Origin of the sequence: Sporolactobacillus terrae, from assembly GCF_019930545.1 — a bacterium.
Classification (GTDB): domain Bacteria; phylum Bacillota; class Bacilli; order Bacillales; family Sporolactobacillaceae; genus Sporolactobacillus; species Sporolactobacillus terrae.
This window is the reverse complement of record NZ_CP082837.1, coordinates 594,078-606,700: the sequence shown is the minus strand read 5'-3', so window position 1 is coordinate 606,700 and position 12,623 is coordinate 594,078. Positions and strand designations below refer to the sequence as shown.

General features: G+C 45.1%; 12 protein-coding genes and 1 riboswitch. All 12 genes read right to left on the bottom strand.

What is annotated here, in order from left to right:
* Positions 1-3: 3 nt before the first annotated feature.
* Entirely contained in the window at positions 4-1,416 is a 1,413-nt protein-coding gene (locus tag K7399_RS02720; RefSeq protein WP_028976036.1) for a bifunctional metallophosphatase/5'-nucleotidase, read from the bottom strand.
* Positions 1,417-1,590: 174 nt separating this feature from the next.
* Positions 1,591-2,997: a Fe-S cluster assembly protein SufB gene (gene sufB / locus K7399_RS02715; protein ID WP_028976035.1), complete on the bottom strand. Its 1,407-nt coding sequence runs from the start codon at positions 2,995-2,997 to the stop codon at positions 1,591-1,593.
* Between the two features lie 152 nt (positions 2,998-3,149).
* Entirely contained in the window at positions 3,150-3,605 is a 456-nt protein-coding gene (gene sufU / locus K7399_RS02710; protein ID WP_028976034.1) for a Fe-S cluster assembly sulfur transfer protein SufU, read from the bottom strand.
* Positions 3,595-4,815, bottom strand: a complete 1,221-nt coding sequence (locus K7399_RS02705) for a cysteine desulfurase (protein WP_028976033.1) — start codon at positions 4,813-4,815, stop codon at positions 3,595-3,597. The genes sufU and K7399_RS02705 overlap by 11 nt, the downstream gene beginning before the upstream one ends.
* Positions 4,815-6,122 (bottom strand): Fe-S cluster assembly protein SufD, encoded by a 1,308-nt coding sequence (gene sufD / locus K7399_RS02700; RefSeq protein WP_028976032.1) that lies wholly within the window; start codon positions 6,120-6,122, stop codon positions 4,815-4,817. The genes K7399_RS02705 and sufD overlap by 1 nt, the downstream gene beginning before the upstream one ends.
* A gap of 27 nt (positions 6,123-6,149) precedes the next feature.
* On the bottom strand, positions 6,150-6,932 hold the full coding sequence (sufC, locus tag K7399_RS02695) for a Fe-S cluster assembly ATPase SufC (RefSeq protein WP_028976031.1): 783 nt from the start codon (positions 6,930-6,932) through the stop codon (positions 6,150-6,152).
* Between the two features lie 294 nt (positions 6,933-7,226).
* Entirely contained in the window at positions 7,227-8,045 is an 819-nt protein-coding gene (locus tag K7399_RS02690; protein WP_128166496.1) for a MetQ/NlpA family ABC transporter substrate-binding protein, read from the bottom strand.
* Between the two features lie 73 nt (positions 8,046-8,118).
* On the bottom strand, positions 8,119-8,784 hold the full coding sequence (locus tag K7399_RS02685) for a methionine ABC transporter permease (RefSeq protein WP_128166494.1): 666 nt from the start codon (positions 8,782-8,784) through the stop codon (positions 8,119-8,121).
* Positions 8,777-9,796 carry a methionine ABC transporter ATP-binding protein gene (locus K7399_RS02680; protein ID WP_128166492.1) on the bottom strand — a complete coding sequence of 340 codons (1,020 nt, stop codon included), beginning with the start codon at positions 9,794-9,796 and terminating at the stop codon, positions 8,777-8,779. The genes K7399_RS02685 and K7399_RS02680 overlap by 8 nt, the downstream gene beginning before the upstream one ends.
* Before the next feature lie 163 nt (positions 9,797-9,959).
* A riboswitch (SAM riboswitch) is annotated at positions 9,960-10,075 on the bottom strand.
* Positions 10,076-10,221: 146 nt separating this feature from the next.
* Positions 10,222-11,139 (bottom strand): anti-sigma factor domain-containing protein, encoded by a 918-nt coding sequence (locus K7399_RS02675; RefSeq protein ID WP_420854103.1) that lies wholly within the window; start codon positions 11,137-11,139, stop codon positions 10,222-10,224.
* Positions 11,140-11,189: 50 nt separating this feature from the next.
* Complete coding sequence (sigI, locus tag K7399_RS02670; RefSeq protein ID WP_037562863.1) at positions 11,190-11,948, bottom strand: RNA polymerase sigma-I factor; 759 nt, start codon at positions 11,946-11,948, stop codon at positions 11,190-11,192.
* 290 nt (positions 11,949-12,238) lie between these two features.
* On the bottom strand, positions 12,239-12,619 hold the full coding sequence (gcvH, locus tag K7399_RS02665; RefSeq protein WP_028976025.1) for a glycine cleavage system protein GcvH: 381 nt from the start codon (positions 12,617-12,619) through the stop codon (positions 12,239-12,241).
* Positions 12,620-12,623: the final 4 nt, after the last annotated feature.

Here is a 12,623-nt window from a genome sequence, read left to right as displayed (position 1 = left end):
CATTCAGTTTATGGAGGGATGAGGCAATGGGTGACTGTCCGGTTTTGCATCGCTGCGCTTACTGAGCTGCCAAGCAAGTAAATCGCGCAGCGTCTCCGGCAAGTAAAAGCGCTGCTCCGCTTTAACAATTGGCGGCAGCATCGCGCCTAGCGTAAACATGTCGATTGTTCCGATGCTGTAGCGTCCCGCTTTATCAAGGGGTTTACCGTTGATTCGAACATGAACCGCAGTCTCCCCTTCCTGCTCATAAGTCAGATGACTGAAAATGAGACAGCCGACGCGTTTCCCGCGAAAGCCGAACCCTTTTAGCGCATAATTTTGGAAAGACTTCTTCATGCCGAGCTGAATCATCGAAATAATCGCATTGCCGGACACTTCAACCCGACACGGATTAATCGGGTGTGGGCAAATCTGATGCACCATGAAACGGGTCACAGCGCCTTTAGGAAGCGGACCAAGAATGACTCCCGCATTGACCAGGCCAATGTCGGCATCACACCATAAGCGAAGCGCATCCGCCATCATTGACGGCAATTCAGACGATTGAAACCAATCGACCTGCAATGGATGATCCAAATAAGCAATACGATGCTGCATATTGGCAATCCCGCGATCCGTTAATCGTTTCACTTCAAGAGCGGCGGACTGATCTTCAGGCTTGCGCAGTGTAATCAAATCCGCACCTTTATGAAGAACCTTACGCTTGCATTCATCGTATTCAATAACAATATGACCGGCATAGCCCAAGAATTTGCCTGTCTGTGCAATTAATGTGCCGTCCAACAGTTCTCCTTGTTCGAGCACATGATGCGTATGGGCGCCAATGATCACATCAATCCCGGACAACTCTTTTGCCACACGTTCATCAAAGGGCAGCCCGCAATGAGACAGCACAACCACAAGATCTACTTTACCTCGCACTTGATCCACTGCCGCCTTCAGCTCTGTGTAGGGGTCTGAAATGCTCCAGCCGAGTAGGCGGTAAAAGTTTGGGAAAGCGGCGGTTATCCCGATCAAACCCACTTTTATCCCTTGCATGTCATCAATGACCCAAGGCAGACACCACGATGGCCGCGAGCCCGAATGCTGATCATAGAGGTTGGCAAGCACAACTTTGAAGTGGCGCATGGTATACGCAGCGCTAAGTTGATCCTTGGTAAACGTGATGCCTTCATTGTTGCCGATCGTTGCGTAATCATATCCGGCTTCGTTTAGCAAGTGTACATTGCCTGCGCCAAGCAAGCCTTCGGTCAGCGGGTTTACGCGATCCATATGATCACCGAGATCAAGCGTCAGATACGGTTCCCCGACCTGATCGAGCCGATGGCGTTCATCGTTTAAATAGCGGACCAGGCAGCCCCAATTGTTGAGATGACTGTGAATATCATTTGTATGGAAAAAGTGTAGTCGTATCACGCATTTGTCCCCCCGATCATAAACCAAATGCAAAACGAACGAAATCAAATGAATGCTTCTATTTTACCTCACTTCAGCTGCTCGCTTTACCTTCTTATTGTAAAACAAAAACCTTTCAAATTGCGCGTATTCGCGCATTGAAAGGTCTGCTGGAAAGGATCGGAAACCGAACGATCAGCCGATCGAGCCTTCCATGTTATATTTAATCAATCGATTCATTTCAACCGCATATTCCATCGGAAGCTCTTTGGTAAATGGCTCGATGAAGCCCATCACAATCATCTCAGTAGCTTCTTGTTCCGTAAGGCCGCGGCTCATCAAATAGAAAAGCTGCTCTTCAGATACTTTTGAAACTTTCGCTTCATGTTCCATCGAAATGTCTTTATTCAGGACTTCATTATATGGAATCGTATCCGATGTTGATTGATCATCCATGATCAAAGTATCGCATTCAATGTGGGAACGAGAATTCTTTGCTTTAGGCGAAAAATGAACTTTCCCTCGATAAGTAACATTTCCACCATTTTTAGCAATCGATTTAGAGATAATTGTTGATGATGTATTCGGCGCAAGGTGGATCATCTTTGATCCTGAATCTTGATTTTGTCCTTTTCCGCCAATAGCGATTGTCAACGTGCTGCCTCGCGAACCTTCACCCTTGAGAACAACCGATGGATACTTCATTGTAACCGCAGAACCAATATTGCCGTCAACCCATTCCATCGTCGCGTGATCCTCACAAATCGCACGCTGAGTCACAAGATTATAAACATTGTTTGCCCAGTTCTGAATCGTCGTATAGCGGCAGTATGCATCTTTGCACACATAAATCTCAACGATTCCGCTGTGCAATGAACTGCTCGAATAAACCGGAGCAGTACAGCCTTCAACATAATGGACAGACGCCCCTTGATCGACAATGATCAAGGTTCGTTCAAATTGACCCATACTTTCGGAATTAATCCGGAAATAAGCTTGCAGCGGTGTCTTGCACACAACGCCCTTTGGAATATAAACAAAGGAACCGCCGGACCAGCATGCCGCATTAAGGGCAGAGAATTTATTATCGGCATAAGCGATCACTTTGCCAAAATATTGTTTAAAGAGTTCTTCGTGTTTCTGCAAGGCGGAATCCGTATCAAGGAAAATCACGCCGTCCTTTTCCAGCTCGTCTTTCATGCTGTGGTAGACCACTTCGGATTCGTATTGGGCAGAAACGCCGGCCAGATATTTGCGCTCAGCTTCAGGAATACCAAGCTTATCAAAAGTGTCTTTAATTTCATCCGGCACTTCATCCCAAGAACGTCCCTGATTATCCACCGGCTTTACATAGTAGGTTAGATCATCGAAATCTAATCCACTGAGATCAGCACCCCATTGAGGCATCGGCCGTTTATAAAAATGATGCAGACCCTTCAGACGATAATTGAGCATCCATTCCGGTTCATTTTTCTTCTTGGAAATTTCGCGCACAATATCTTCAGTCAGACCCCGCTTGGTCCGAAATACGGACACATCTTTTTCCCTAAATCCATATTTATACTCTTCAATGTCAGGAAGCTGCTGCTGTTCTGTAGCCATTGCGGAATTCCTCCTTTTTAGCTTTATAAGGCGATGCACCGCATCGCATATTTATTGATCACAGAGATACACCGAATGTTCACCTGTTCGAATTCATTAAGTCGTACATACCCTAAGTGTACCATAAGTCACAGAAAAGTTGCATGTACTGCTCATTCATGATTCAAGTCTTGATCTGCTGTGCGCAGTGCTTTTTCAACGGCTTTCCACGCCAGCGTCGCGCACTTAATCCGAGCCGGATATTGCGAAACCCCATGAAGCGCTTCAGCATCGCCAAGATCCAGGTCGTCATTATGCGCTCGACCTTGAACCATTTCCGAGAAATCAAAAGTAAGTTGATGGATTTGATCAACATCAAGTCCTTTAATTGCTTCGGTCATCATTGAAGCTGAGGATTGACTGATCGCACAACCCGATCCCAAGTACTTTACATTCTTTACCTTATGGTTCTCAATCTCCAGAGAGACCTGAATTTTATCGCCGCATGACGGATTGTTCATTTTCACCGTCACACAATGATTGCCGTTGAGTTCGCCGCGATTTCTCGGTTTCTTATAATGGTCCATAATGACCGAGCGGTACAGCTGGTCAAGATTATTAAACAACATGTCCAAAGAACTCCTTCGTTTCTTTAATTCCTTTGGCTAACGCTTCAATCTCATCCTCGGAATTATAGAAGTAGAAGCTGGCGCGAACCGTCGATTCACACTTTAAACAGCTCATCAGCGGCTGCGCACAATGGTGTCCGGCGCGAACCGCAATGCCTTCCGAGTCAAGTGCTGTTGAAACATCGTGAGGATGTACACCGTTAATGTTAAACGAAACCAGTCCGGAGCGTTTGCCCGGTCCGTACAAGGTCACACCGTCAATCTGCGACAACAGCTCATAGGCCTTATCGGTCAACGATTCTTCATAGCTTTGGATCTGATCCATGCCGATCTGCTGTAGATAATCAATCGCTGCACCAAGGCCGATTGCACCGGCGATATGCGGCGTGCCTGCTTCAAGCTTCCACGGGAGTTCTGCCCATGTCGCACTTTGAAAACCAACCTCATCAATCATTTCTCCGCCGGTTTCAATCGGTTCCATTGCCTCAAGCAGTTCCTGCTTGCCATACAAGATACCGATTCCCGTTGGACCCAGCATCTTATGCCCGGAAAATGCAAAAAAGTCTGCATCAAGCGCTTGTACATCAACCGGCATATGCGGGGTACTCTGCGCACCGTCAACAATCATGATTGCACCGCATTCATGGGCAATTTTTGCAATGTCTTTCACCGGATTAACCGTACCCAAGACATTGGATACTTCTGTCACAGACACGATTTTCGTCTTATTGGAAATCGTCTCGCGGACTTTTTCCAGTGCGAGCGTACCGTCTTCTTCCATTGGAAAATAACGCAGCACGGCTCCGGTCTTTTGCGCGACCTGCTGCCACGGTATGAGATTCGCATGATGTTCCATCGGCGAGATAACAATCTCATCGCCCTCACCAAGACGTGCGAGCCCATACCCATAGGCAATTAAGTTTAAGCTTTGCGTGGTACCGGTTGTATAAATAATTTCTTTATCACTTTTCGCATGAATAAAGCGGCGTATTTTTTCGCGTGCTTCCTCATAGCGATCCGTTGCTAACGTCCCCAGTGTATGTACACCGCGATGAACATTAGAATTATAGCGTTCATAGTAATCCACCATCGTTTGAATGACTGATGTTGGTTTTTGCGAAGTCGCTGCATTGTCTAAGTAGACAAGCTGATGTCCATTAACCTGTTGATCGAGAATTGGGAAGTCCTTACGAATTGTTTGAATATCCATTAGCCGACTTTCCTCTCAATTAGTTTTGTCAACTGTTTCTGAACGCCTGCAACAGGGAGCAAATCAACGACCGGTGCAAGAAATCCTTCAACAATCAATTTTTCAGCGGTTTCTTGCTTTATTCCGCGGCTCATTAGATAGTAGAGCTGATCCGGATCAACGCGTCCAACAGATGCCGCATGTCCGGCAATGACATCATATTCGTCAATGAGCAAAATCGGATTGGCATCGCCGCGTGCTTGGTCGCTCAGCATCAGCACACGCTGCGTCTGTTCACCATCCGCACCGGATGCTCCGTGTTCAATCTTTGTCCGCGCATTAAAGATCGAGTTTGATGCATCTTTTTGAGCGGCGCGAACAAGCAGCTGACTTTTTGTTGCTTTGCCAACATGGCGCACATAATTATCAAAGTTTTGTTTTTGAGATCCGCTGCCGATACTTACCGCCTTAATGTCTGCTTCGGCACCGTCTCCCTCAAGATTCGTCGCATTTTCGGACAAGGTATTGCCGTCATTCATTTGTCCGAGTGCCCATTGAATACGACCATCTTTGGCAACGTTGGCCTGCCGACTGACATAGGTGACAAATTGATCAGAGAATTCATCGACTGCACCATAGTTCACTTGGGCATTCGCACCGACGACAACTTCATTGACAATATTGGCAACACTTTTACCTGCCGCTGCATCAGAAAGATAGCTTTCTACAAAGGTGACCGAACTGCTCTCTTCTGCGACAACAAGCGTATGGGCAATCAGTCCCGCTTCCGGTGCATCTTGGTAATAAACCGCTTGGATCGGTTCGCTGACCACGACATTTTTCGGCACGTAGAGGAACGTTCCTCCATTGACGAGTGCTGCATTTAAAGCGGTCAGTTGGTGTTTGTCAATGGAGGTTGTCTTGAAATAATAGTTTGCGAGCAAATCGCTATGTTCACGAACTGCAGTTGCCAGGTCTGTATAGATAACGCCCTGATCCTTGAGGTTCTGTGATAAATGGTCAAAAACGGCCGAATTGTTCACATGAATCAATACATTGCCGACCTGATCGCCTTTGCCCATCAGATTGCTGATTTCTTCAGGCAGATCACTCAGTTGATCGACAGCACCGCTTTCGGTTTGAACGTTAAATTTTGTAAAATTCCAATCCGCGATGCGCGTTTTTTCCGGTGTCGGCAATGGAAGTTCCTCTGCAAGACCCAACCCCTTCAGACGGATCTCTGAAAACCATTTCGGTTCATTTCGATTCTTTGTAAAATTAGTGATTGCTTCCGCATCAAACGGAAGGTTTTTCAGCTGCATAGACATCGTCACCCCTCCTTACTATTTCAACGTTCAGGCTTCTACCGTTTCATCGTCTTTAATACCCAGTTCAGCCTTCATCCCGTCATAGCCTTCTTTTTCAAGCTGCAAAGCAAGTTCCGGTCCGCCTGTTTTAACAATCCGTCCTTGCATCATAATGTGTACCTTATCCGGTTTAATATAATTCAACAGCCTCTGATAGTGGGTGATAATTAAGCAGCCAAAGTTCTCTGAGCGCATCGAGTTAACCCCTTTGGCAACCCACTTCAACGCATCAATATCCAACCCGGAATCAATTTCATCCAAGATCGCAAATTTCGGTTCAAGCATCATCAGCTGCAAAATTTCGTTGCGTTTCTTTTCACCGCCGGAGAATCCTTCATTGACATAGCGTTCGGCAAAGGATTCATCCATTTCCAGCATGTTCATTTTTTTATCCAGCGTTTTGATAAACTTCATCAGCGGAATCTCATTGCCTTCGCCGCGTCGGCCGTTAATCGCTGTTCTTAGAAAATCAGCATTGCTGACACCGCTCACTTCACTTGGGTACTGCATGGCGAGAAACATTCCTGCGCGGGCACGTTCATCAACCGCCATATCCAGCAGGTTCTGCTCGTTAAGCAAAGCCTGTCCTGAAGTGACTTCATACTTCGGATGCCCCATCAGTGCCGATGCAACCGTTGATTTACCTGTTCCGTTTGGCCCCATCAAGGCGTGAATCTCTCCGCCCTTCATATCTAGATCAAAGCCCTTGACAATGGACTTGCCTTCAACGGAAACGTGAAGGTCGTTTATTTTCAATTCAGGTGCAGTCATCTCAAAACCTCCAGTATGGATAATGTCAATTTTGCAGATTGATTCACATTCTCAATCTATTCTCATTATCATCTTATATCAGATGTAAATAGATAGCAAATAAAAGGATATCCCCATCGTTTATAAATGTATGTACCCGTATTATACCGCTGTTTTCAAGATTCATCATTGATCTTTGATAAAAAAACAACTTTATTTATTATTGTAAAAGGAGAAACGAATCGCTCTGATGAGAATAGAAAAAAACCGCTCAGCCATTGCTATCGAGCGGTTTCATCGATCTTGTATTTGTTATTATTCAGATACCGGCAGCACTGCGCCTTTGTATTTTTTATTAATAAATGATTGGATTTCCTTAGATTGAAGCACATGGACTAGCTCTTTAATTGCTTTTTTATTTTGATCGCCCTTGCGTACGGCGATAATATTCGCATATGGCGATGAAGCTCCTTCGAGAATCAACGCATCTTTTTTCGGCTGCAGGTTTGCTTGAAGCGCAAAATTTGTATTAATCGCAAACAGATCTGCCACACTATTTTCGTAGGCTTTTGGCAGAAGTGCCGGATCAATCGGCTGCAGGAATTTCAGATGTTTGAAGTTATTAATGTCTTTTAGTGTAGCAGAAATCGGATCAACGCCGGATTTGATCTTCAAAAGCCCTTTCGACTGCAAGAGCAGCAGAATACGTCCTTGTTCCGACTTGTTGTTGCTGATTTGAACCGTTGCTCCGTCTTTTATGTCGGCAATCTTTTTATATTTATTTGAATAAATACCAAAAGGTTCAATGTGGATTTTTCCTGCATTAACTAAATCTGTATTGTGTTGTTTATTATAGAGATCTAGGAAAGGAACGTGCTGGAAGTAATTGGCGTCCAATTGTTTTGATGCAAGCGCCTGGTTGGGCAATACATAGTCTTGGAACACTTTTACTTTCAAGTTAATCCCTTTTTTCTTCAGCAGCGGTACCGCTTGTTTCAAGATTTGTGCATGAGGAACTGCTGATGCACCGACAGTGAGTGTTTGCGTCTTTTGAGACGATCCTGCCGATTGTGCGCATGCGCTGAGAATGAGTGCGAATGCTAGAACAAGCGAAAAAACAATTGACTTTTTCATAGTTGTAACCCCCAATTAAGATGTGTTGCCATGATTTTTTTACCATCATTTTTTATGATCAGCTTTTAGCTGTCTATCTCTTGTCTACACGTCGCGTGATGCGATCGCCAATGTATTGAATCAAAAAAACAATGACTAGGATGATGAGCGTTGCAATGAACGTAATCAAGTTATTATTTGTTTGAAAACCTTCATTATATGCAATCGTGCCTAAACCGCCGGCACCAATAACACCCGCCATTGCCGTATTGCCGATCAGAGCAATAAAAGTTACCGTCATCCCTGAGGATAACGCCGGCATCGCCTCGGGAAGCAAGACCTTCAGAACAATCTGCCACCGCGTTGCCCCCATTGCTTGAGCGGCTTCGATGACGCCTTTGTCCACTTCTCTAAGTCCAATTTCAACCAGTCGGCCATAGAACGGAGCCGAACCAATAATAATTGCCGGCAACGCCGCAGTTGCTCCAATCATTGTGCCAAGCAGGAGCATTGTGAACGGGATCAAAAGAATAATTAAGATGATAAACGGGATTGATCGGAAAGTATTGACAAATGAGGCGATCAGACCATAGACCACCTGATTTTCAAAAAGTCCGCCTTTTGCGGTTAAATAGAGCAGTAAACCTAAAAGAATACCTAAAATCAATGTAAAAACACCCGATATAATCGTCATATAAAGTGTTTGTCCGGTTGCCAGCCACATGCCGGGCCAATCAACCGCTTGAAGCCATTCACTCATTAGAATTGAGCACCTCGATTGCTGCATGCTCGGAACGAATCGCTGCAAAAGCATCGTTCATCACATGGATAGTTCCTTCGACGGCAAGCAATGTCTTCTCCTGATGGTCCTTATCTGAACGCTCAGTCCCCAGCACTTTAACTGAAAGCTTCGTGTTGGCAAGCAGTCGGGCAAGATTTTTCTGAAGAAGCTGCGGATTATCCGCACTTAGATGAACCAGTGTTGCACGCTTCGGCGCCAAATCACGCAAACGTGCTGCCTTCTGCCTGCGGCCGTCATCGGAACTACCGATGAATGCTTTCGTTATCTGCTGTTTCGGGTGTTGGAACACCTCGGTAACGCCGCCCTCTTCGACAATGCATCCATGGTCAAGAACTGCGACGCGGCTGCATATCTTTTGAATGACGGACATTTCATGGGTAATCAATAGGATCGTTATGCCTAATGATTGATTGATCGATGACAAAAGCGAAAGAATTGAATCGGTCGTTTTGGGATCAAGTGCAGACGTTGCTTCATCGCACAAAAGCACCTTTGGATTGTTCGCCAGAGCGCGTGCAATGCCGACACGCTGTTTTTGACCACCACTCAGTTGCGCGGGATAAGCCGATTCCTTTCCTTCCAACCCCACCATTTTGATCAATTCCGCAATTCGGGACTCGCGCTGATCTTTTTTCGTATTCGTTAACTCTAAGGGAAGTGCAATATTCTCGGCAACGGTTCGCGACCAAAGCAGATTGAAATGTTGAAAGATCATACCGATATTGCGCCGTTCTTTACGCAACTGACGCTCATTCAGCTTCGTCAAATCGTGGCCATCGATCGTGATGGTCCCTGAAGTCGGTTTCTCAAGTAAATTAATCAACCGAATCAGCGTACTTTTTCCAGCACCGCTGTACCCGATAATACCGAACACTTCTCCTTCTTGAACCTTGAGATTAACCCTTGTTAAGGCTTGGACAGGACCTCTCGCAGTTCGAAACGTTTTCTCAATATTGCTTAATTGAATCAAATGCGTTCACCGCTTTCAAAAATTACACAACGCTATCCAAGGCATAAAAAAACTGTTTTCCTGTGTTTTCGGTTCGATTATGAAACGTTTCCGGCCTCTTCACCTCTTGTTCATTCATGATTCTCCAATAAAAAAACCCGCCTTGAGAGAGGTGGGTCCGCCTCTCTCATCTGCCAGAATACATTACACTTCTGTAGGAATTAGCACCTTGACTTTGCGCATGCGCAATCAGGTTGCCGGGCATCATCGGGCCAGTCCCTCCGCCACTCTGGATAAGAGTTTTTCTATTCAATTGAGTGTACTTAATTTACCATCCAAAACGGTTCGTGTCAAATCTTTTTATTATTCCCCGTGCTGCTTCGATCAAGCTTATCACAGTACACCGTCACACCGGTTTTCCTTGATCTTAATCCCCTTTATACCGTTCAGGCATAACACGCAGTGCGACTATTCAGATCGTGGTAACCACTGTCCCTTTGATCGATGAACCGGTCTCTCGATTGAAACGGATTCTGAAAGAGCGGATGTGCATGCTGCCAGTCCGATACGGCCTGCTCCGCTTTTGGATGATTCGCCCGAATACTTTTCGTTTCCTTAAATAAAGCGCGCCAAGGGAGTGAAAGCGACGCCGACCGTTCGCGAATTTTCTCGGCGGACAGCTGTCGGGCATCATCAAGGGATAACGTTTTCCCATAGGCATTCGCATTTAAATAAAGCAGATACTTGCCCGCCGACAAACCGCGTGCTTCAGCCGCTCGTTTTTGCTGAAGCGACGTATGCAGCCATTGCACGCCGATACCGTTCGCCTTTATTGCGCGACGTGTACTGCTTTTGAATGCTGCAGTCAGACCACTAGTGAAATCCGTTCGCTGCGAATGGCTGATTTGATCCGTAAGAACGGACGTAACAATGCAAAGCGAGCTGCCCGAATCGTTGCCCAATTTTGAAAGCAGCGCTGCGCTCAGTTCTTGAAAAGACCCATTCTGAAGCATTGGGCGTTCTTGAATAAATTGTTTTGCCTCTTGGTTTAAAGGTTGAACAGAAATAATGTTCATATTGCGGTCTACACTTGCTTCAACGCTCGCTTTCAGATCAAAATATACATAAGCGGCAACAGGCCCTGGGGGCGCGTATGAGCTGTGTGAAAGCGGCAGAAAACAGAGCACGGAGATGCTCAGTGCCATCATCGGTATCATAAGCGATTTGGGAAGAAGGAAGAAATGAGCAAGGTGTGCCGCCGTAACGGTTTGGCCAATCGACAATCTCGCCGTCCGTGTGAGATGAACGGACTTAAAATCTCCGTCATCAGTTAAAACGACGGCACGGCGCCCTCTCTTGGAAATGAGTACACCCTGATCTTGTTTAATCAGTGTTTCTCCCCACCTTTCTCAGGTCATTGAACCGTCTCCATTTCTGGTTCAATATAGGACCGTAATGCGCTGAACCCACCAATATAGATGAGTGCTAAAGCTATTATATACTTTCGATTCCTTTCAATCGTTTTACGGGAGCACGAAACAAATTGTAACAAATCTTTTATCGGTAACTGCTTTTTTTTCTTTAAGTAAGCGACCAATTCCTTATGTTCAACAAGTAATTTCGCAGAAACTTTTGCATTTTCGCGTGCATCTGCATGTTTCGGGCAGTGTTTGCTCAGTACATCAAACGTAATGCCGTAATCGAGCAGCAGTGCGCGGTAGCTTTCAATCTGTTCCATTCGTTCTTGAATGCGACGCTGTTCTTCATAGTGATCAATCGCCGCTTGTTGTTCGATAAAGCTTTCTTCCATCGTATTTTCATCCGATGGTTTTGTCTGATCCAAGTAAATATGGCGTACTTGTCGGGATTCTTTTCGAATAAAATCGATGATTCGGCGACGAATAACCATATCGGCAAAAGTCAGAAATTTACTCCCCTGACCGTTCTGATATTGATTGATCGCCTCGTTGAACGCAACGAGACCCACACTGAATTCGTCCATTGTTTGATCGATAAAACGATTGCATACTTTAGAAACAACCTTTTTAATAAAAGGTTTGTAGGATTCGATAATTGAGTTTCTCAAGATTTCATTTCCCTGTTGTACTTGGGATATATTATTTTCAAGCGAAATATTAAACGCTCCGCCTAATGTCATCTGGTTTGCGCTCATCAAAACACTCACCTCTCGCTTTTGCTTCTTCATTTAAGTAAAAAAAATAGTCAGGATCCAGAGTCGGTTGCTCTTCTTTTTTATAACATAACATGTCCCATTAACTGGATGAACTATTGTCAAAAACTTTTGTTAATGTACAAGTCTATCATTTTTTGTCGAATGAATACAAAAAATCCTTGTCTTATTTATACCATGGGCTGCTGCTCCAAATAAAGCAACAATACGGTAACAAATTGATGACAAGGATTGTGATGAGCGGTGGTGTCTTAAACTTTGCGCTTTTTAAATTAACCGATCAATTTCTCATAGGCAGCAGCATCAAGTAATTGTCCAAACGCAGATTCATCCACAGATTCAAGTTCAATCATCCACGCTTTTTCGTAGGGCGACTCGTTGACAAATTCGGGTGAGTCCTCCAATTCATCATTAATTTCAGACACGACTCCGTTAACCGGTGCGTATAGTTCTGAAACCGTCTTTACTGATTCAACGCTTCCGAATGAATCGCCGGCATTCAGTTCTGCACCGACTTCAGGCAGTTCGACAAAAACGATGTCTCCAAGTTCTTTTTGTGCAAATTCTGTAATACCGATGCGAACTTTTCCATCGGCTTCTTTTTTTACCCATTCATGATCCTTTGAATAAAGCAGGTCTGTTGGTACGCTCATTATT